This is a genomic window from Litorivita pollutaquae (assembly GCF_003205515.1).
GTDB classification, from domain to species: domain Bacteria; phylum Pseudomonadota; class Alphaproteobacteria; order Rhodobacterales; family Rhodobacteraceae; genus Litorivita; species Litorivita pollutaquae.
In genome coordinates this window covers 123,457-144,717 of record NZ_KZ826486.1, presented here as the reverse complement: position 1 = coordinate 144,717, position 21,261 = coordinate 123,457, and the positions used below count along the sequence as shown (strand labels likewise).

Genomic DNA, 21,261 nt, shown 5'->3' with positions numbered 1-21,261 from the left:
GCGGCTTTTTTCCGCGACCGCAGTTACTATCTCACTAAAAAAGCAGAGAATTACGGTTTATTCAACGCTTGTTCACCTCTATCAAGGTAAACAATCTGCGTAAATAGAGGCTATTGGTTTCCGGTATGGCAAAAATCGCCTTCATTCTTTTGTGTCACAAGGATCCCGACGCCATTATCAAGCAGGCGGAGCGGTTGACTGCGGTGGGCGATGTGATGTCGATCCATTTTGACGCTCGCGCCAAACCCGAAGATTTCCAAAAAATTCGCGATGCTTTGGGCGACAACCCCAATGTGACCTTTGCGCGTACACGGATCAAATGCGGATGGGGGGAATGGAGCCTTGTACAGGCGACCCTTTATGCCGTTGAGGCCGCGGTCGACGCCTTTCCGCGCGCCACGAATTTTTATATGCTGTCGGGCGATTGTATGGCAATTAAGTCGGCGGAATACGTGCATGAATTCCTCGACAGGCGTGACTGCGATTACATCGAGAGCGTTGATTATTTCGACAGTGATTGGATCAAAACCGGCATCAAAGAAGAGCGGCTGACCTACCGTCATTTTTTCAATGAACGCATGCATAAACGATTGTTCTATACCTCTATGAATGTGCAGCGGCGGCTTGGCCTCAAACGCGATGTGCCGCATGATTTGCAAATGATGATCGGCAGCCAATGGTGGTGCCTACGCCGGCGGACGATCGAGTGGATCCTCGAATTCACCAAACAGCGCCGCGATGTCATGCGGTTCTTTCGCACCACCTGGATTCCCGACGAAACGTTTTTCCAAACCTTGGTGCGCCATCTGGTACCGGAAAACGAGATTGAAAATCGCACGCTGACGTTCTTGATGTTTACCGATTATGGCATGCCGGTGACGTTTTATAATGATCACTATGACCTGTTACTCGGTCAGGATTTCCTCTTTGCCCGCAAGATCAGCGCCGAAGCTGATGAATTGAAGCGGCGCCTCGGGCGGCTTTACGCAACCGAAGGCGTTGAGTTCAAAGTCTCCAACGAAGGGCGCAGCCTGTTTAAATTTCTCACCGGGCGCGGCCGTATCGGGCGGCGCTTTGCCACACGGTTTTGGGAGACCGAAAGCACCTTTGGCCGCGAACGCGAGTTGATGATCGTGGTGTGCAAGAAATGGCATGTGGCCAAACGGTTGTTGAGTGGAATCCGGCAGGTGACCAATGTGCCGGCGATTGAATATCTCTTTAATGAAGAAAGCACCGAGCTACCGGATTTGGGCGGTATACAATCCACCTTGGGCAAGCGCACCCGGCATCGCCGGGCCCTGATGCGGATGTTGTTTGATTACTATGATACGGATCAACTTATCATCTGCCTCGATCCGTCCAACGTCGAGTTGATGCAGGATTTCAATGCCGACCGTTCGGCCACGCGGATTTTGGATGTCGAATGCGTGTTTGATGACGATTATCTGGTTGGCCATGCCAAACGGGTTGGATTGGCAGGCGAGCAAACCTCGCCCGAGACGCTGGATCGGCTGTTGCCGACCATCCGCAATGATATGATCTATGAACGCGATCATATCCGCGCGGCAGGGTTCGAATATTTGTACCGTATCCGGCAAACGGCCAGCCCGGAAGAAAATACCAAACCGCTGGCTGATTTCCTTGCCATCGCGCCGGACAAAGCCCATGCTATCGCTCAAACGCCACATTTGTTTACTGACTAAAGGAACGGACACGCATGGCTTATGTCTATGATGATCAAAACATTTTCGCTAAAATCCTGCGCGGAGAAATCCCCAATAAGACAATTCTGGAAACCGAGCATAGCTTGGCATTCCATGACATTTCCGAACAGGCGCCCGTGCATGTTTTGGTGATCCCCAAAGGGCCATATGTGACCTATGATCATTTCGCCGACAGCGCCACGGATGCCGAGATTGTCGATTTCACCCGTGCGATCGGTGAAGTGTGCCGGATCATGGAAGTGGCACCAGGCGCAGGTTTTGGCGGCTTCCGCGCGATTTCAAATGCTGGCGAGGCAGGGATCCAAGAGGTGCCGCATTTGCATATGCATATCATGGGCGGGCGCCGCTTGGGCCGGATGTTGGAAAAAGCCGAGTAAAAACGCCCGACCTCCGGCGGAGATCATCAGAGAAAGCAGAAGAGCTGCGCGCTTTCTGCTTTCCTGAAATATCCTCGCCGAAGGCCTGAAAGTTTTTGTTTCTTTAATGCGCCTCGGCCCAGTTGGCGCCTCGGCCGGCATCTACGATGAGCGGCACGTCGAGTTTTACCACAGGATCGGCGGCATTTTGCATTACCGTGCGCGCCACATCGATCAATTGATCCGCTGCGCTGTGATCGACTTCGAAAATCAATTCATCGTGGACCTGTAGCAGCATTTTGCACGGCAGATCGTTGATGGCGTCCGGCATGCGGATCATCGCGCGGCGGATGATGTCGGCGGCGGTGCCTTGGATGGGCGCGTTGATTGCGGCGCGTTTGGCAAACCCGGCGCGGGGGCCTTTGGCGGCAATCTCCGGCGTGTGGATGGTGCGCCCAAAAAGGGTGCGCACAAATCCGTGCTCTTTGGCAAATTCGGTGGTGTCGCTCATATATTGTTTGATGCCGGGGAAACGTTCAAAATAGCGGTCAATAAAGCCCTGCGCCTCGCTGCGCGGAATGCGTAGGTTGCGCGCAAGGCCAAAGCCGGAGATGCCATAGATCACGCCGAAATTGATGGCTTTGGCCTGGCGGCGAATCTCCGGTGTCATCTCGTCCAGCGGCACGTCGAACATTTCCGATGCGGTCATCGCGTGGATGTCCTGACCGTCGCGGAAGGCCTGCTTTAGCGCGTCTATATTCGCGATATGAGCAAGGATACGCAATTCAATCTGGCTGTAATCGAGCGAAATCAGGGTTTTCCCCTCATCTGCGATAAAGGCTTCGCGGATGCGGCGGCCGTCTTCGGAGCGTACGGGAATATTTTGCAGGTTCGGGTCCGACGACGCGAGGCGTCCGGTGTTGGCCCCGGCGATGAGATATGAAGTATGGACGCGCCCCGTCTCGGGATTGATATGTTCTTGCAGCGCGTCGGTATAGGTGGATTTGAGCTTGCTGAGGCCGCGCCAATCCAGCACGCGCGCGGGCAACTCATGGCCCATTGCGGCAAGGTCTTCGAGCACATCGGCGCCGGTGGCATAGGCGCCTGTTTTGCCTTTTTTACCGCCCTCAAGGCTCATCTCGTCAAAAAGAATCTCGCCCAGCTGCTTGGGCGATCCGACGTTGAAGCTGCGACCAGCCAAGGCGTGAATCTCTGCCTCAAGCCCCGCCATTTTTTGGGCAAAGGCGTTGGACATGCGCGAAAGCGTATCACGGTCCACTTTGACGCCATGCATTTCCATTTCGGCCAATACGGGCACCAATGGGCGTTCCAACCTCTCGTAAACACGGGTGACTTTGGCCGCATGCAAGCGCGGTTTCAATGTTTGCCAAAGGCGCAGGGTGATATCGGCATCTTCGGCAGCGTAGGGAACCGCTTCGTCGATGGGCACCAAATCAAACGTGCGTGCCGATTTGCCCGACCCAAGCAGTGGTTTGATCGGGATCGGCGTATGGTCGAGGTACCGTTCGGACAGCGTGTCCATGCCATGCCCGTGCAACCCGGCATGCAGGGCATAAGAGATCAACATCGTGTCGTCGATGGGGGCGATGTCTATTCCGTTGCGCGCAAAAATCTTGGCGTCATATTTCATGTTCTGCCCGATCTTGAGGATCGCCGGATCCTCCAGAACCGGTTTCAGGGCCGCCAGAACATCGGCAATTGGCAATTGCCCATCGGCCAATTTGTCCTCGGCAAAGAGGTCATCCGAGGCGCCTTCGCGGTGGATCAGCGGGATATAGCAGGCATGGCCTGCCTCAACACAGAGCGAGATGCCGACGAGATCAACACGCATCTCGTTCAGGCCCGTGGTCTCGGTGTCGACGGCGACATAGCCGCGTTTGCGGATCTGCCCGATCCATGTTTCGAGCGCCGCCATATCGCGGACGCATTCATAGTGCGCATCGGCGAAATCGGGCTGCTCGGGGGTGCTGGGCGCATCGGTGGCGTTGGGGGTCGCGGGGCCGGATTGGATTTCGGGGGCCTCTCGGCCAAACCGGTCGGCCACGCGTTTCGATAGGGTGCGAAACTCCATTTCTGTCAGGAAGGGCAGCAAAACGTCGGGCTCGGGGTCGCGCACTTCGAGATCATCGAGCGTGAATTCCAGCGGCGTATTGCAGTCGAGCTGCACCAGTTTTTTCGACAATTCGATCTGCGCGCGGTGCTCGATCAGGGTCTGGCGACGCTTGGGTTGTTTGATTTCTTCGGCGCGGTCGAGCAGCGATTCCAGATCGCCATATTCGTTGATCAGCAATGCGGCGGTCTTGATCCCGATACCGGGCGCACCGGGGACGTTATCGACGCTGTCACCGGCCAAGGCTTGCACATCGACAACGCGGTCGGGGCCGACGCCGAATTTCTCTTCGACGCCTTCGACGTCGATGCGGCGGTTTTTCATTGCATCAAGCATTTCAATCCCGCCGCCAACCAATTGCATCAGGTCCTTATCCGACGAGATGATGGTGACGCGCCCGCCCGCTTCGCGGGCCTGAACGGCCAGCGTGGCGATGATGTCATCGGCCTCGTAGCCTTCAAGCTCTTCGCAGGCGATGTTAAACGCTTCGGTGGCGCGGCGCGTGAGTGGCATTTGCGGGCGCAAATCTTCGGGCATCGCATCGCGGTTGGCTTTGTAGAGGTCATACATATCATTGCGAAACGTATGGCTGCCCTTGTCGAAGATCACCGCCGCATGGGTGGGCGCATCGGGACCGTTGTCTTCCTCGATGTATTTTTGCAGCATATTGCAAAACCCCGCCACGGCGCCGATGGGCAGCCCGTCGGATTTGCGCGTCAGCGGCGGCAGAGCGTGATAGGCACGAAAGATAAAGGCCGATCCGTCGATCAGATGCAGGTGGCATCCCTTCCCGAAATTCAAGCTCATATCCTATCCTCACATCCGCGCAGCTTCACGGGTCTCAGTGCCACGTTTTCCGCCATTCTTCCAGCGGGCAATATGCAAAATGAGGGCGGGTGCGCTTGTGACGGGCCGTTGGTCGCAGCGCGCCAAAGGCGTTAAGCTTTGCCTTCGAAATCCTTATGGACGTATTTCGCATCACAATAGCCGCATTCGACAAATCCGGTGTCAGCCGGAATTTGCAGCCACACGCGCGGATGCCCACCGGCGATGTCACCGCCGTCGCAGGCGACTTTGTAGGTGTCAACAATTATGGTTTCGGGGGCCTCGATGGTCATCGCGGTTTCCTTCTTTCGGTTGCCGAATGGCAGGCTATGAATTACCTCGCGAATATGAGCGAAGCAGCGAGCAGGAGCAAGAGCGCCATGACATCCAATGCAATCGAGATCAGCGGCTTGCGCAAAATCTATCGCGGCAGCAAGGGCGAGCCGGAGAAAGAGGCGCTCAAGGGGATCGATTTGAATATCCCGCAGGGGTCGGTTTTTGGTTTGCTCGGGCCCAATGGCGCGGGCAAATCTACCTTGATCAATATCTTGGCCGGGCTGGTGCTCAAGAGTGAGGGCAAGGTGAAAATCTGGGGCTTTGATCAGGATGAAAATCCGCGCATGTCGCGGGCCTCGATCGGGGTGATGCCGCAAGAGTTGAACCTTGATCCGTTTTTCACCCCGCGCGGCGCGCTTGAGGTGCAGGCGGGACTTTATGGCGTGGCCGCAAAGGACCGCGACAGCGACGGCATTTTGAAGATGATCGGCCTCGAAGATAAGGCCGAAGCCTATGCGCGCACTCTGTCGGGCGGGATGCGGCGGCGGCTGTTGCTTGGCAAGGCTCTGGTGCATCACCCGCATATTCTGGTCCTTGATGAACCCACGGCAGGTGTGGATATCGAGCTGCGCCAGATGCTTTGGGAAAACGTGCGCAAATTGAACCGCCAAGGCATGACCATCATTCTGACCACGCATTACCTCGAAGAGGCCGAAGAAATGTGCGACGAGATTGCCATCATCAACCACGGCGAAGTGGTGGCGCGCGACACCACGGCGAATCTTCTGGGGTCGCTGGATGCAAAAACCATGGTGATCCAACCCTCGGTGCCGCCCGAAACCTTGCCTGATGCGGCGGGAATCACGGTTGAGCAACGCGCAGGCGGGGCCATTGCCTTGAACTATAATTCCAAAACCACAACAGCGGATCAAGTGTTGCAAGCGGTGCATGCGGCGGGCATTTCGATTTCGGATGTGAAGACCGAACAGGCGGATCTGGAGGATGTGTTCCTTGATCTGACGCGCAGCCGCTAGGCTCTTGGGTTTTGTCCGGCGGAGGCGTAGGCTTGGCTCGGAACCATAAGGGCCCTTTCAATGCCGCACGATCATCGCCCAGACCACGACCGTTCAGATCAGGGCCGCCCGGATCAGGACCGTTTAGACCATGATCACGGTGGCCAGAGCCGTTCCCATCACGGCCACCATCATCCGCAGATCAAAGAAGGGGATCGCCGTATGCAGGCGGCGGTGGCGGTAAACCTTCTGTTGACTGCGGTGCAGATCATCGCAGGGGTGATTTCCGGCTCTTTGGCCTTGGTCGCGGACGCCATTCACAATTTGTCTGACGCGCTGTCGTTGATCATCGCCTTTTTTGCACGCAAGATCGGGCGGCGGCCTGCGGATGCAAAAATGACGTTCGGGTATGGCCGCGCCGAGGTGGTGGCGGCCTTGATCAACTACACCACTTTGATCATCGTCGCGCTGTATTTGGCGGCGCAGGGTGTCGAGCGATTGTTCAATCCTGCGCAGGTCGAGGGATGGATCGTCGTGGTGGTTGCCGGTGTGGCCTTGATCATCGACACGATTACGGCGCTGTTGGTGATGCGCATGGCCCGCGATAGCGTCAATATCCGCGCGGCGTTTTTGCATAATGTGGCGGATGCGCTCGGCTCGGTGGCTGTGATCATCGGGGGCACGTTGATTTTGCTCTATGACTGGCGGTTGGTGGATCCCTTGATCACGCTGCTGATCGCCGGATATATCCTGTGGCATGCGGGGCGAGAGGTCGGGCCGGTGGTGCGGATCTTGATGCTTGGCGCGCCCGAAGATACGGCCTTGGACGAGGTGATCACAGCCCTGCGCGCCACTGAGGGGGTTTCGGATTTGCACCACCTGCATCTGTGGCGGATGCAAGAGCATGAGACTGCATTAGAGGCCCATGTGGTGATCACCGAGGGGACCGACCCGCAAGAGATAAAAGACCGGATCAAAGCGCAGTTGTTCGAGCGCTTTGCGATCCTGCACAGCACGCTTGAAGTCGAGCGCGACGGCGCGGGCTGCAAAGAAGCGCCTTTGATCGGGCATTAGGTTGGGCGCGCTGGCCTTATGGCCCTTGCCCCCTAGGCTGCGGTTTTGGCGGCCTTGAGCCATTTCAATCCCGCATCGGTGGATGTGCGCGGGGTGTATTCTGCGCTGACATATCCGGCATAGCCTTCGGCATCGAGCTGCGCAAAAAACGCGGGATAGTCGATTGCACCGGCCACGGGTTCGCGGCGTCCGTCAGGATCGGCGATTTGGATATGCACGGCGCGCGCACCGTGTTTGGCCCATGTGGCGGGCATATCACCGGTGATTTTATGGGCGTGATAGGCATCGAATTGCAGGCCCAGATTGGGCGCGCCCACCTGATCCAAAATCTCGGCGGCCTGATCAAAATCATTGAGAAAATAGCCGGGCATATCCGTGGTGTTGATCGGCTCGATCGTCAGGCTGCGCTGCGGTGATTTCTTGGCGGCGAACTCTGCGGCCCATGTCAGGTTGGCCACAAATGTGTCATGCGCGGCGCCGCCGTCGGCCTCTCCCGCCATGATATGCACATGTCGCGCACCAAGCGCATCGGCAAAGCGCAAGGCGCGGCGAAAATCATGTTGGAAGCGTTCTTCGCCGCCCACCGTGGCCGCAAAACCGCGCGCGCCGCCGGTGTAATTGGGCGGCGGTGTATTGATCAAAATCAAGGGCAACCCGGTGATGCGCAGCACTTCGATGATGTCCTTGGCAGGGGTGTCATAAGGGAACAACACCTCGACCGCGTCAAAACCCGCCGCCATGGCCGCCGAGAACCGCTCGATAAACGGGCCTTCCTTGAACAGAAAGGACAGGTTGGCGGCGAATTTAGGCATCGGTTCAGTCCTCGGGCAACTCGTCGCTCGGGATTATGGGGAAAAATTCGCCGCCCGACCAGAGCCCGAACCACAAGGTGTCGCCAATGTTCTCGCGAGAACCGATCTCGACAAGGCGGTAAAAACTTTTGCGGTCGATCAGCGCTTCGAGGTTCGAGCGGATCAGAACATAGGGCGAAGGTTCGCCATCTTCGTCGCGCTCTACGCGGATCGGGTGTTCGGGGCCGGCCACGGCGGTTTCGCCCAAATTGGTTTCAAAGGTCAAAACCTGATCGCGTCCAGTGCCGGTCGCGGTGAAATCCACCGCCACGAAAGGCGCGTCATCGACGGTGATTCCAACCTTTTCCACCGGGGTGATCAAAAAATAATCGTCGCCATCGCGGCGCAAAATGGTGGAAAACAGTTTTACCAACTCGGGCCGGCCGATCGGCGTGCCCAAATAAAACCATGTGCCGTCCCGCGCGATGCGCATGTCCAGATCGCCGCAAAACGGCGGATTCCACAGATGCACAGGCGGAAGCCCGCGTTTTTTGGTTCCCGATGTGCCGGAGGCGGCGCGCGCGGCGGCGGCGATACCCTCGGCGGATGGGGCTGCTTTGGTCTCGGTCACGGTATTTTGTCCCCTCATTGCTTTTGTCATTTGCAGTTTGCACGATACAGTTACAACAAAGCATATAGGCCACTGAGGAGTTTTGCCATGTCTGCTACGACGACTGCCCCGATTGATCCGTCTGATTTGGTGTCGCAGATCGAAGCGTTGGAGGCAAAGCTTGCCGAGGCCAAGGCGTCGATCACGGCGCGGTTCATCGGTCAGGAGCAAGTTGTGGACCTGACGCTTTCGGCGCTTTTATGCGGCGGTCATGCCTTGTTGATCGGTTTGCCGGGTCTGGGCAAAACACGGCTTGTTGAAACGCTCAGCACGGTTATGGGGCTTGACGGGTCGCGCATTCAATTCACGCCCGATTTGATGCCCGCCGATATCCTCGGGTCGGAGGTGTTGGAAACGGCCAAAGACGGCACGCGCAATTTCCGGTTCGTGCCCGGACCGGTGTTTTGCCAATTGCTGATGGCCGACGAGATCAACCGCGCCAGCCCGCGCACGCAATCGGCCTTGCTGCAGGCGATGCAGGAAAAGCGTGTGACCGTGGCGGGCGAGGATCGCGCGTTGGGCAAGCCGTTTCATGTGCTTGCGACACAAAACCCGATTGAGCAAGAGGGCACTTATCCTTTGCCGGAGGCGCAGCTCGACCGGTTTTTGGTGCAAATCAACGTCGCCTATCCCGACCGCGATACAGAGCGGGATATCTTGCTGTCGACCACGGGCGTGACCGAAACCGACGCCCATGCTGTGTTTACGGGGGCAGAATTGCTCGCAGCGCAGGATTTATTGCGGCAAATGCCGGTGGGTGAAAGCGTGGTCGAAATGATCCTTGATCTGGTGCGGGCCTTCCGTCCTGATGATCCCTCGGCATCGGACAGGGTGCGCGACACCGTGGCATGGGGGCCGGGGCCGCGCGCGGCGCAGGCGTTGATGATGACGGTGCGGGCGCGGGCGATGCTTGGCGGACGTTTGGCACCTTCGGCGGAGGATGTGATCGCCATGGCCGAACCGGTTTTGATTCACCGTATGGCGCTGAATTTTGCCGCGCGGGCGCGCGGTGACAGCTTGCCGGATCTGATTGCAGAAACGGCCGCACGGCTCAGCCGGAGCGAGGCCGCCGCGTGAGCGATGCCGTCCCTCAAATGTTGCGCGCGCGCGCCGAAACAGAGGCCGCGCGTTTCCCGCCTTTGCTGGCGCGGGCCGAGCAATTGGCGGGGACGGTTCTATTGGGCGATCATGGCCGCAGACGCGCGGGTATGGGGGATGATTTTTGGCAATACCGCCCCGAACAGCAGGGCGATTCTACGCGGATGATTGATTGGCGCCGCTCGGCGCGCGGCGATGAACGATTTGTGCGCGAACGCGAATGGCAAATTGCGCAAAGCTTGATGCTCTGGATTGATCAGGCGGCGTCGATGCAATTCACATCTGCGGATGATCATCCCGAGAAAATCGACCGTGCGCGGGTGTTGGCTTTGGCGATTGCGGTGCTGTTGGTGCGCGGCGGCGAACGTGTGGGGTTGACCGGCACGTTGTTGCCGCCACGGCGCGGCAAGAACCAGATTTGGCGATTGGCCGAATTTTTCTCGCAAGTCGATGCAGAGGATTTCGGCGTGCCGGAAAGCCGCGCGATGATCCCCAATGCGCGGGCCGTTTTTATTTCGGATTTCATGGGCGATGTGTCCGGGGTCAAAACTGCACTGACCAAAGCCGCAGATCGCGGTGTGCGCGGGGTGCTTTTGCAGGTGCTTGATCCCGCCGAAGAGGCATTTCCCTACCGTGGCCGCACGATTTTCGAAAGCATCGGCGGCACGGTGGCGCATGAGACCCTCAAAGCGGGGGATCTGCGGGGGCGGTATCTTGAACGATTGGCGGCGCGCAAATCCGAATTGGCCGATCTTTGTGCCTTGACCGGATGGCAATTTCGCACCCATCACACATCCGATAGCGCGCAAGCGGCGCTGCTTTGGCTCTATCGCGCGCTGGATCGGGGGGCGGTATGATCGGCGCATTGGGGTTTTCTGCGCCGTGGCTATTGGCCGCGTTGGTGGCTTTGCCGGTCCTGTGGATCATCTTGCGCGCGGTGCCGCCCGCGCCGGTGCGCCGCAGGTTTCCGGGCGTGGCGCTTTTGCTGGGCTTGACCGATAGCGATAGCGTCGCGGATCGCACGCCGTGGTGGTTGATGCTCTTACGAATGTTGGCGGTTGCGGCGATGATCATCGGGCTGGCGGGGCCGGTATTGAACCCACGCAGTCCGGACGCCGCCCCAAGTCGCGCGCCTTTGTTGGTGGTGTTGGACGCCACTTGGGCGAGCGCGGCAGACTGGACCGCGCAATCGGCCTTGCTTGAAGACATTCTAGACGAGGCGGCGCGCGACGGGCGCCGCGCGGCCTACCTGCGGTTGACGGATGTGGCGCAGGGCGTTCGGTTTGCACCTGCGGCGGACCTCAAGCGCCGGATTGGCAGCATGGTGCCCCTGCCCTGGACGCCGCAAACCGGCGATGCCGAGGCGGCGATTGCCGCCTTGCCGGATGAGGATTTCGACAGCATCTGGATGTCGGACGGATTGGATCGTGCGGGCCGCGCGGTGCTCCTTGCTGCGTTGGAGGCGCGTGGCGAAGTGACCGTTTATCAAAGCGCAGGCGAGGTGCTTGGCCTCACGCCTGCTGTGCCTAATGGGGCGGGGGTGTCTTTACGGGCGCTGCGCAGTGGGGATGAGGGTATGCGTGAGGTTTCCGTGGCGGTGCACGGGTTTGATCCTGCCGGCAACCCACAAATTTTGGCCCGTGTTCCCATGGTTTTCGAGAGTGGCGCGATGGAGGCGGAAGCGGAGTTGAGCCTGCCGTCCGAACTGCGCGCCCGGGTGACTCGGTTCGAGATCGAGGGGCAGCGCAGCGCGGGGGCCGTGGGCTTGTCGGATGACAGCCTGCACCGCCGCGAGATCGCGATTATCGGCGGCGGGCGCGCCCGCGAAGGCATGGAATTATTGTCACCCCGCCACTATCTTGACCGCGCGTTAGAGCCATCTGCCGATATGATCGAAGGCGATTTGGTTGATGTTCTGCCCGCTAATCCTGATGTGATCATTCTGGCTGATGTGGCGACACTGGCGGCGGCGGAGGCGGCGGAATTGACCGCATGGGTCGAGCGCGGGGGGCTTTTGCTGCGCTTTGCCGGGCCGCGTTTGGCCAGCAGCGATGTCAGCCGCGACACCGAAGATCCCTTGATGCCGGTGCGGTTGCGCGCAGGTGGACGGGCGGTTGGCGGCGCGATGAGTTGGGGCGAGCCGAAAACTCTGGCACCCTTTTCGGACGATAGCCCCTTTGCGGGGTTGGATATCCCCGAGGACGTGACCGTGTCGGCGCAGGTGCTGGCGCAGCCCGATCCCGAATTGGCGGCGCGCGTGATTGCGGCGTTGGGCGATGGCACGCCTTTGGTGACGCGTAAATCTTTGGGCGCGGGGCAGGTGATCTTGTTCCACGTTACGGCAAATGCCGATTGGTCGACCCTGCCGCTCACGGGGCTTTTTGTCGAAATGCTGGAACGGCTCGCGGTGCTCTCTGCGATGGCCGCGCCCGAAGCCGAAATTTTGGCCGGAACCACATGGCAGCCGGTGCAGGTTCTGGATGCCTTTGGCCGGATCAGCAATGCCGCGACCTTGGCCGGAGTGGACGGAGCGGATTTGATGGCGGCGCCCTTGGGGCGTGATTTACATCCGGGAATTTACGAAGGCGCGGATCGCCGTATCGCCCGCAGTGTATTGCCGCGCGACGCGGCGCTTGAGGCTGCGACATGGCCCGCGACGGCGACCGTGATCGGATTGGCGCGGCGACCTGCGGTACCTTTGGGCGGGTGGCTTCTGGCGCTGGCGCTATTGGCTTTGGCGGCGGATGTGGTGGCCTCTTTGGCTGTGTCTGGGCGGCTCATATCGGCGCGGCCCCGGATGGGCAAAGCCGCCGTGATCCTTGGTGCACTGGCTGTGTCAGCGGTGATGGGTGGCCCACACGCGGCGCGCGCGCAAGATGACATCGCAGCGATTGATGCCTCTGCTGAAATTGTTCTCGCGCATGTGATCACCGGCGATAGAGGCATTGATGCCACCGCGCGGGCGGGGCTTTTGGGCCTGTCGGAAACCTTGTATTTTCGGACCTCGGTCGAGCCGGCACCGCCCAGAGGGGTGGATTTGGAGGCCGATGAGCTGGCCTTCTACCCTCTCCTTTATTGGCCCGTGACGTCGGTGCAATCGCAGCCGTCTGATGCAGCTTATGCGCGGCTCAACCGGTATTTGCGCGCGGGGGGGATGATCGTGTTTGATACGCGTGACGCCGATATCGCACGCTATGGCAGCGCCAGCCCCACAGGTCGCAAATTGCAACAACTGGCCGCGCCTTTGGACATTCCGCCGCTGGAGCCTTTGCCCGGCGATCATGTTCTCACCCGGGCGTTTTACTTGCTGCAAGATTTCCCGGGGCGTTGGGCCAGCCGCGAAGTATGGGTCGAAGCGGCGCCTGCGGATGCCGAAAAAATCGAAGGCATGCCGTTCCGCAATCTCAATGACGGGGTGTCTCCGGTGGTGATCGGGGGCAATGATTGGGCCGCTGCATGGGCGATCGATGAAAATGGCGCGCCACTTTATCCGGTCGGGCGCGGGTTTGCCGGCGAGCGGCAGCGGGAATTGGCGCATCGTTTTGGAGTGAATTTGGTGATGTATGTGCTGACCGGAAACTACAAATCCGATCAGGTCCATGTGCCAGCCTTGTTGGACCGGTTGGGGCAATGAGGGGCGGCATGACCACAACTATTCTGTTTGATCCTCTGGTGCCTTGGGCCTTGATCGTGTTTTTGGCGCTCCTGAGCGGGGGCATTGTTGTTTTGGCGCTTTGGCGCGGCTTGGCCGGATGGGCGTTGCGCGGGACGGGCGCTGCGGTGATCTTGGCGGCGCTCACCGGGCCGGTGATGCAAAGCGAGGATCGCGCGGCGCTCACCGATATTGTGCTGTTGCTCGAAGATGACAGCGCCAGTCAAAATCTAGCAGATCGGGCCGCGCAGACCTCTGCGGCGGCGGATGAACTGGCGGCGCGGCTTGCGGCGCGTGGCAATACCGAGGTGCGGCGGATCACCGTGCCGGACGGGCAAGGCGACGAGGGCACCCGGTTGATGAGCGCATTGGCGGAGGCCTTGGCCGAAGAGCCGCGCGGACGTATTGCCGGGATTGTGGCGCTGTCGGACGGGAGGGTGCATGATTTGGACCGTGCGCCGGAATTGCCCGCCCCGATGCATGTGTTGTTGTCAGGCAGGCCTGACGATTGGGATCGCCGGCTGATTGTCGAGGCCGCGCCAGCATTTGCGATTTTGGGCGAGCCGGTGACGTTGAAACTGCGGATCGAAGACAGCGGCGCGGCGCCCGAAGGCGCGCGCTCGGCACCGTTGGATATTGCTGTCGATGGGGCCGCCCCGCAACGGTTTTCCCTGCCGATTGGACAGGCAATCGAATTGCCGATCACATTGGAACACGGCGGACGCAATGTGATCCGTTTTTCGGTCCCCGAAGTGGCGGGCGAATTGACGGCGCGCAACAATGCCGCGCTTGTGCAGATCAACGGCATGCGGGATCGTTTGCGGGTGCTGCTGGTCAGCGGAGAGCCGCATCCGGGCGGACGCACATGGCGCAATCTGTTAAAATCAGACAGCTCTGTCGATCTCGTGCATTTCACCATTCTGCGTCCGATGGAAAAACAAGATGGGGTGCCGGTGGCGGAATTGTCTCTCATTGCCTTTCCAACGCGCGAGCTGTTTTTGGAAAAGGTCGATGATTTTGATTTGATTATTTTCGACCGCTACAAACGGCGCGGATTGTTGCCATCACTGTATCTTGAGAACGTTGCCAATTATGTGCGACGCGGCGGCGCAGTATTGATTGCGGCGGGGCCGGATTTTGCCAGTGCTGACAGCATTTATCGATCCCCCTTGGCGCCGATCGTGCCGGCACGACCTTCGGCGCGCGTGATCGAGCAGGGGTATCTGCCCACCGTGACCGAGATTGGCGCGCGTCATCCGGTGACTGCGGGGTTGATCAAGGATGCCGCAGAGCACCAGCGGGCCGAGGGCCGTGAGGTAAGCGAGGAAACCGCGCCTTGGGGGCGCTGGCTTCGGCAGGTCGAGGTCGAGGCTTTGTCCGGCACCACGGTGATGAGCGGCGTCGAAGATCGGCCGTTGCTGGTTCTTGACCGTGTGGGCGAAGGCCGTGTGGCGCTTTTGGCGTCGGATCAGGCATGGCTTTGGGATCGGGGATTCGAAGGCGGCGGGCCACAGGCCGGATTGCTGAAACGGTTGGCGCATTGGATGATGAAAGAGCCCGAGCTTGAGGAAGAAGCGCTTGTCGCGGATGCCGAAGGGCAAAGCTTGCGGATTGTCCGGCGGACCTTGGGCGAGCGCGTTGGCCCGGCGGTGGTGGTCACCCCGTCCGGGGACGAGGTCGAGGTGCCCTTGACGCAAAGCGCCGAGGGGCGGTTTGAGGCGGTCTATGAGGGGCCGGAGATCGGGCTTTACCGGATCAGTGAGGGGGATTTGAGCATCGTTGCCGGGCTTGGCCCGGCCGCACCAAAGGAATTCGAGGAAACCATTGCTACGGGCGAGGCGCTTGCGCCGGTGATTGCCGCGCAGCGCGGCGGCATTTTGCGTCTGTCCGATGGGCTTCCGATGGTGCGCGAAGTGCGGACAGGGCGGCCTGCGGCGGGGCGTGGATGGATCGGACTGACGCCACGCGGGGCCTATGAGACCCTGTCGCTTAAGCAAATTCCGCTGCTGCCGGTTTGGCTTGTGCTGCTCATGGCTTCGGGGTTGATCCTTGCCGGATGGCTGCGCGAAGGACGGCGATAGGGCGGTTTAGGGAGCAACTTCTACCGCGACCGCTACACTATGGTCGTCTTTTGAACAATGTGCGCGAATGAACACCTGCCGCGTGCCATCAGGCAGCATGACGCTTGAAAGGCTGCGAGTGAAGGGCTGTTCATCCACGTGCGGGTGGTGCAGTTCGCGTGCGCCAAGCACGGTGCCATCCGCCAATTCGACCTGCCACCCATTGGCGTAATGGTCCCATCCGGTATCGGGATGCGATAGGGTAACGTCGAACCGCCACCCCATCGCGGCGCTGCGCTGGGCGGTGACCGAGGTGATGTCGGGCGGATCGGCCCACGCCGCGCCAGCCCATGTCGACAGAGCGATTACAAAAGACGGTAAGGCGCATAGGCCAAGGCGGGGGGTGTCATTCTTCATAGGGGGCAGCCTAGTAGATTTGTGCCGCGCGGGAGATCACGATGTAGTGTGGTTTTTTGAATGTGCAGCATGGCCCATGCCGTCACTGTCGCCCATGACGGCCGCGCGGGAATGCGAAGCGAACTCACGCCGCCACAGCACCAAAACTGTGAAGATCGTCGCCGCCAGAAGGGCGTAGGCACCCAACAGCCAAGCAGTCGTGCCAAGGGCAAAATAGATCGACCGCAGTCCGCGATTGAACCCGCGCGCGGCGGTGATATTGATCTCGGCGGCTTTGGCGGCGCGGGGCAAGGCATTGGCGTCTGCCGTATCATTGGGCACGGCGGCCATGAGCACGAGACAATAGCCGAACAGGCGATGCGACCAGACGAATTTAAAAAATGCATTGGCAAGAAACACCAGCGTTACCATCAGCTTGATTTCCCAAACAATGGCCGGATCACTTTCTAGCGTGAGATCATTTGCGACCCCGACGAGGCGCTCGGAATTGCCAATTATCGCCAGACCGCCGCCAATGGCAATCATCACCGCCGAGGCGAAAAACGACGTGCCTTCGCGCAGGGTGGCAAGCGTTTGTGCATCGAAAATACGCGGCTGGCGCGTCACCAATTGGCGCATCCACTCGCGGCGGTATTGCGCCATGAGAACGGACACAGAAGGGCGCGTTCTGGATGGGTGTTCAATGCGCCAACCGATCAACATCCACACCAGAAAGAGCACGCAGACGGCGAAATAATCGATCGGGGCAAAAAGCGAGAGGCGGTCTGTCCAGTTCATACTGTGTCATAGCCTGTGGTGCGGGCTCTTGTCATGCGGCAATATTGGTAATATAAACTTACCAATAGTCCCATATGTGCCGGTGGCTGCGGGCCTACGCCCCCTTGCGGCTGTAAATGTCTTTCTGGCAAGGTTGTGATGCGGATCTCAGGAGGAGCCTGCCGATGCAAATGCCCGATGTCGATCCTGCGGTTTTGGCTTCGAAACGTGATTTGGTGGTGCGGTTGCGCGCGGTTCTGCCCGAGGGCGCGGTGATTGATGACCCGATGGAGACGCGCGCCTATGAATGTGACGCGCTCACGGCCTATAAATGCGCGCCTCTGGTGGCGATTTTGCCCGGCACAACTGCCGAGGTTTCGGCGGCGTTGAAGATCTGTCACGAGATGGGCGTACCGGTGGTGCCGCGCGGGGCGGGCACGTCTTTGGCGGGGGGGGCTTTGCCCACGGCGGACAGTGTGATTTTGGGCGTGGCGCGGATGAATGATGTGCTTGAAACCGATTACGCCAATCGCTTGATCCGCGTCCAAACCGGACGCACGAATTTGAGCGTCACCGGCGCGGTGGAACAAGACGGTTTTTTCTACGCCCCCGACCCGTCGAGCCAACTTGCCTGTGCCATCGCGGGCAATATTGCGATGAACTCCGGCGGGGCGCATTGCCTCAAATACGGTGTGACGACGAACAACCTGATGGGCGTGACCATGGTGATGATGGATGGCGAGATCATTGAGATCGGCGGCGGATATCTTGATGCGGGCGGATTGGATTTGCTGGGGGTGATTTGCGGCTCCGAAGGGCAACTCGGGGTGGTGACTGAAGCAACCTTGCGCATCTTGCCCAAACCCGAAGGCGCACGGCCGGTTCTGATCGGGTATGACAGCAACGAGGTCGCGGGAGCCTGCGTGTCGGACATCATCAAGGCCGGTGTTCTACCCGTGGCGATTGAATTCATGGACCGCCCCTGCATTCGCGCGACTGAAGCTTTCGCCAAGGCCGGATACCCCGATTGCGAGGCGCTTTTGATTATCGAGGTCGAAGGATCGGAAGCCGAAATTGACGCACAACTGGCGCGGATCATCGAAATCGCCAAGCGGCACAATCCGGTGGAGTTGCGCGAAAGCAAATCAGCCGAGGAAAGCGCGCGCATATGGCTCGGCCGCAAATCGGCCTTTGGCGCCATGGGGCAGATCAACGATTACATGTGTCTGGACGGGACGATCCCCGTGTCGGAATTGCCCTATGTTTTGCGCCGGATTGGCGAATTGTCGGATCAATACGGGCTTGGCGTCGGCAATGTGTTTCATGCAGGCGACGGCAATATGCATCCGCTGATTTTGTTTGATGCCAACAAGGACGGTGATTTGGAGAAATGCGAGGCCATGGGCGCCGATATCCTCAAGCTTTGCGTTGAGGTCGGCGGTTGCCTGACCGGTGAACATGGCGTCGGTGTCGAAAAACGCGACCTTATGGGCCATCAATACAGCGATGCGGATTTGGAGGCGCAGATGCGGATCAAGGATGTGTTCGACCCCAAGTGGTTGCTCAACTCGGCCAAGGTGTTTCCGTTGTCCGCCTCGGATGCAAGGCGCGGCCGATGATGCGGCCCGACAGCGACGCGCAGCTTGCCGAAGCCATCCGCGATGCGAGCGGGGGATTGGCGGTGCAAGGCGGCGGTACGCGCGGAATGCAGGTCGCAGGCGAGGTTTTGTCAACGCGGGGGCTTTGCGGGATCAGCCTCTACGATCCGGGGGCTTTGACCATGGTTGCGGGTGCGGGCACGCCCCTGACCGAGATCGAAGCGGCGCTTGAGGCCGAAGGGCAAATGTTGGCGTTTGAGCCCTATGATCTGTCTGTTGTGACGGGGGCTTCGGGTGCCTCGACCATCGGCGGGGTCTTTGCCAGCAATGCCAGCGGTCCGCGCCGCGTGCAGGTCGGCGCGGCGCGTGATTTTCTGCTCGGGGTGCGGTTTGTCGACGGGGCGGGGCGGATCGTCAAAAACGGCGGCCGCGTGATGAAAAATGTCACCGGCTATGATTTGGTGAAACTCATGGCGGGGGCCTATGGCACATTGGGCGTGCTCAGCGAGGTCAGCCTTAAAACCTTGCCGCAGCCCGAAGCCACTGCAACGCTGGAGATCAAGGGGCTTGATGCAACGCGGGCGGTTGCGGCGATGTCGGCGGCGATGGGCACGCCTTATGATGTGTCTGCTGCGGCGCATCTGGATGCACAGGGCGGGCGGACATTCGTGCGCGTCGAGGGGTTTGAAGATTCGGTTGCCTATCGCGCAAAGGCGTTGCGCGCGGCACTGCACGACTATGGCGCGGTGGTTGCCTGCGACGGCGATATCTGGGCGGGTCTGCGTGATCTGTCGGTGATGGAGGATGCGCAAACGCTGTGGCGTGTCGCGCTGAGACCCAGCGACGCGCCGAAGTTTCTGACCCAGATCCGCCAACTGCCGGATGGCGCAAATGCCTCTGCGCATATGGATTGGAGCGGCGGGCGTATCTGGATCGGCGCGCCGATGGCCAGCGCTGCAGGTTTGCACTCTGCGTTGCAAACCCTTGCGGCCCAAATGCGAGGGCATGTGACCTTGATCCACAGTGCTGCACCGATGGATTTGCCCCGCTTTCAACCCGAATCGGTGGGTGTTGCACGGCTGAGCGCAGCCTTGCGGCGCAAGTTTGACCCGCGCGGCATATTGAACGCGGGGCTGATGGGATAATGCTGCTGTCTTTTCTCATCGCGTTTGTTGCCGGACCGGCGGTGTTTTTTGTGCTGGCGCGGCGATCGCGCGGACGCGTGGCGCTTTGGTCATTGGGGACGATGGCGGCGGGGCTGACCCTTGCGGCGTCGATCCTGATGGGGCGCGCTGCGGGGCAAACGGCTCAAATCGCCACATTGGTGATGTTGTGGCTGGCGTGGATCGCGGCGGTGACCTTGTTGGTGCAGGCCCTGCGCACACGCCTGCCGTCATCGGCGCGGGTGATCTATGCGCTTGGCGCGATGGCGACCACATTGCCGTGGTTCGGATTTTATCTTGCAAGAATGGTGGCCCTATAACGATGCGCACTGAATTCACCCCCAAACAGCTTGAAAATCCCGCCACCGCGCGCGCCAATGAAATTCTGCGCGCCTGCGTGCATTGCGGGTTTTGCACTGCGACTTGCCCGACCTATCAAGTGCTGGGCGACGAATTGGACAGCCCGCGCGGGCGGATTTACCTGATCAAAGATATGCTCGAAAACGAGCGGCAGCCGGATGCCAAAACCGTCGGGCATATTGATCGTTGTTTGAGCTGTCTGGCTTGCATGACGACCTGCCCATCGGGGGTGCATTATATGCATTTGGTTGATCATGCCCGCGCCTATATCGAAGAGCGCTACAAACGCCCGTTTTCGGATCGGGCGCTCAGGTGGATTTTGGCGCGCATCCTGCCCTATCCCACACGGTTTCGTCTGGCGTTGTTGGGGGCAAAAATCGCGCGGCCTTTTGCATGGGCGATGCCGGATGCGCGATTGCGCGCGATGATTGCCATGGCGCCCAAACATATCCCGCCGGTTAGCCGCAATGACGATCCGCAACGCTTTGCGCCGCAGGCCCCGCGTAAAATGCGGGTGGCCCTGATGACGGGCTGCGCGCAAAAGGCGCTCAACACCGATATCAATGATGCGACGATCCGGCTTTTGACCCGTCTGGGATGCGAGGTGGTTGTTGCCAAGGGCGCGGGATGCTGCGGGGCGTTGACGCACCACATGGGCAAAGAGAAGGAAAGCCACGCCGCCGCCCGCGCCAATATCGAAGCATGGGATGCCGAAATCGCGGCGGGGGGGCTGGATGCGATTGTGATCAACACATCGGGGTGCGGCACCACGGTCAAGGATTACGGGCATATGTTCCGCAATTCCGACATTGCCGAAAAAGCCAAGAGGATCAGCGCATTGGCCAAGGACGTCAGCGAAGTTCTGATCGATCTCGACCTGCCTGAAGGCGGGGCCGCGCCGATGCAAGTGGCCTATCACGCGGCCTGTTCCTTGCAGCATGGGCAACAGATCAAGAGCCATCCTAAGACCCTTTTGGCGCGGGCCGGATTCACGGTGTTGGAGCCCGCCGACAGTCATCTGTGTTGTGGCTCTGCGGGGACATATAATTTGATGCAGCCAGAGATCTCCGCCAAGCTCAAAGCGCGCAAACTGGCCACTTTGGGGGCGCTCAAACCGGATGTGATCGCGGCGGGCAACATCGGATGTATGATGCAATTGGGCGCGGATGCGGGCGTGCCGGTGGTGCATACGGTCGAGTTGCTTGATTGGGCCACGGGCGGGCCGAAACCGCCGGCAATGAGCGCCGATCCCGTTTCATCGCAGCCCGTGCCGATTTTGCGCTAATCTGCCCTATTT

18 protein-coding genes are annotated in these 21,261 nt (G+C 59.8%); 12 read left to right on the top strand and 6 right to left on the bottom strand.

Features of this window, described 5'->3' with window-relative positions:
* Positions 1–125: 125 nt before the first annotated feature.
* The gene (locus DI396_RS11785) at positions 126–1,703 is read left to right on the top strand and encodes a DUF5928 domain-containing protein (RefSeq protein WP_110796417.1); all 1,578 of its coding nucleotides are present in this window, start codon (positions 126–128) and stop codon (positions 1,701–1,703) included.
* 14 nt (positions 1,704–1,717) lie between these two features.
* Positions 1,718–2,101 (top strand): HIT domain-containing protein, encoded by a 384-nt coding sequence (locus tag DI396_RS11780; RefSeq protein ID WP_110796416.1) that lies wholly within the window; start codon positions 1,718–1,720, stop codon positions 2,099–2,101.
* Positions 2,102–2,204: 103 nt separating this feature from the next.
* On the opposite strand, the gene polA is transcribed toward DI396_RS11780, so the two are convergent.
* Together polA and DI396_RS11770 are read right to left on the bottom strand one after the other, a co-directional pair.
* Entirely contained in the window at positions 2,205–5,018 is a 2,814-nt protein-coding gene (gene polA / locus DI396_RS11775; protein WP_110796415.1) for a DNA polymerase I, read from the bottom strand.
* Between the two features lie 131 nt (positions 5,019–5,149).
* Positions 5,150–5,329, bottom strand: coding sequence for a zinc-finger domain-containing protein (locus DI396_RS11770; protein ID WP_110796414.1), 180 nt, complete (start codon positions 5,327–5,329; stop codon positions 5,150–5,152).
* An 87-nt stretch (positions 5,330–5,416) separates the two neighbouring features.
* Here DI396_RS11770 and DI396_RS11765 point away from each other — a divergent pair, with 87 nt between their 5' ends.
* Positions 5,417–6,346 (top strand): ABC transporter ATP-binding protein, encoded by a 930-nt coding sequence (locus tag DI396_RS11765; protein ID WP_110796413.1) that lies wholly within the window; start codon positions 5,417–5,419, stop codon positions 6,344–6,346.
* Positions 6,347–6,406: 60 nt separating this feature from the next.
* Positions 6,407–7,399: a cation diffusion facilitator family transporter gene (locus tag DI396_RS11760; protein ID WP_110796412.1), complete on the top strand. Its 993-nt coding sequence runs from the start codon at positions 6,407–6,409 to the stop codon at positions 7,397–7,399.
* Between the two features lie 32 nt (positions 7,400–7,431).
* Here DI396_RS11760 and DI396_RS11755 read toward each other — a convergent pair whose 3' ends face one another.
* Together DI396_RS11755 and DI396_RS11750 are read right to left on the bottom strand one after the other, a co-directional pair.
* Positions 7,432–8,211, bottom strand: coding sequence for a hydroxypyruvate isomerase family protein (locus DI396_RS11755; protein ID WP_110796411.1), 780 nt, complete (start codon positions 8,209–8,211; stop codon positions 7,432–7,434).
* 4 nt (positions 8,212–8,215) lie between these two features.
* Positions 8,216–8,839, bottom strand: coding sequence for a DUF1285 domain-containing protein (locus tag DI396_RS11750; protein ID WP_110796467.1), 624 nt, complete (start codon positions 8,837–8,839; stop codon positions 8,216–8,218).
* Between the two features lie 69 nt (positions 8,840–8,908).
* On the opposite strand from DI396_RS11750, the gene DI396_RS11745 reads away from it, so the two are divergent.
* Genes DI396_RS11745 through DI396_RS11730 form a run of 4 tightly spaced genes read left to right on the top strand, consistent with a single transcriptional unit; the run spans position 8,909 to position 15,691 of the window.
* Positions 8,909–9,937, top strand: a complete 1,029-nt coding sequence (locus tag DI396_RS11745) for an AAA family ATPase (RefSeq protein WP_110796410.1) — start codon at positions 8,909–8,911, stop codon at positions 9,935–9,937.
* A gap of 17 nt (positions 9,938–9,954) precedes the next feature.
* Positions 9,955–10,815, top strand: a complete 861-nt coding sequence (locus tag DI396_RS11740) for a DUF58 domain-containing protein (protein WP_110796409.1) — start codon at positions 9,955–9,957, stop codon at positions 10,813–10,815.
* The gene (locus tag DI396_RS11735) at positions 10,812–13,592 is read left to right on the top strand and encodes a DUF4159 domain-containing protein (RefSeq protein WP_110796408.1); all 2,781 of its coding nucleotides are present in this window, start codon (positions 10,812–10,814) and stop codon (positions 13,590–13,592) included. The genes DI396_RS11740 and DI396_RS11735 overlap by 4 nt, the downstream gene beginning before the upstream one ends.
* 8 nt (positions 13,593–13,600) lie before the next feature.
* Positions 13,601–15,691, top strand: a complete 2,091-nt coding sequence (locus DI396_RS11730) for a hypothetical protein (protein WP_110796407.1) — start codon at positions 13,601–13,603, stop codon at positions 15,689–15,691.
* Between the two features lie 6 nt (positions 15,692–15,697).
* On the opposite strand, the gene DI396_RS11725 is transcribed toward DI396_RS11730, so the two are convergent.
* Both DI396_RS11725 and DI396_RS11720 read right to left on the bottom strand, forming a co-directional pair.
* Complete coding sequence (locus DI396_RS11725) at positions 15,698–16,087, bottom strand: hypothetical protein (protein WP_235851850.1); 390 nt, start codon at positions 16,085–16,087, stop codon at positions 15,698–15,700.
* Positions 16,088–16,123: 36 nt separating this feature from the next.
* Entirely contained in the window at positions 16,124–16,864 is a 741-nt protein-coding gene (locus tag DI396_RS11720; protein ID WP_110796406.1) for a DUF599 domain-containing protein, read from the bottom strand.
* Positions 16,865–17,028: 164 nt separating this feature from the next.
* Here DI396_RS11720 and DI396_RS11715 point away from each other — a divergent pair, with 164 nt between their 5' ends.
* From DI396_RS11715 to glcF, 4 genes are read left to right on the top strand one after another with little or no spacing between them, the layout of a single operon-like run.
* Entirely contained in the window at positions 17,029–18,462 is a 1,434-nt protein-coding gene (locus tag DI396_RS11715) for an FAD-linked oxidase C-terminal domain-containing protein (RefSeq protein WP_110796405.1), read from the top strand.
* The gene (locus DI396_RS11710; RefSeq protein ID WP_407936312.1) at positions 18,459–19,586 is read left to right on the top strand and encodes an FAD-binding protein; all 1,128 of its coding nucleotides are present in this window, start codon (positions 18,459–18,461) and stop codon (positions 19,584–19,586) included. Before DI396_RS11715 ends, DI396_RS11710 begins: the two co-directional genes overlap by 4 nt.
* Positions 19,586–19,924 (top strand): hypothetical protein, encoded by a 339-nt coding sequence (locus tag DI396_RS11705; protein WP_110796404.1) that lies wholly within the window; start codon positions 19,586–19,588, stop codon positions 19,922–19,924. Before DI396_RS11710 ends, DI396_RS11705 begins: the two co-directional genes overlap by 1 nt.
* Before the next feature lie 2 nt (positions 19,925–19,926).
* Positions 19,927–21,249, top strand: coding sequence for a glycolate oxidase subunit GlcF (glcF, locus tag DI396_RS11700; protein ID WP_110796403.1), 1,323 nt, complete (start codon positions 19,927–19,929; stop codon positions 21,247–21,249).
* The last annotated feature ends 12 nt before the right edge of the window (positions 21,250–21,261 follow it).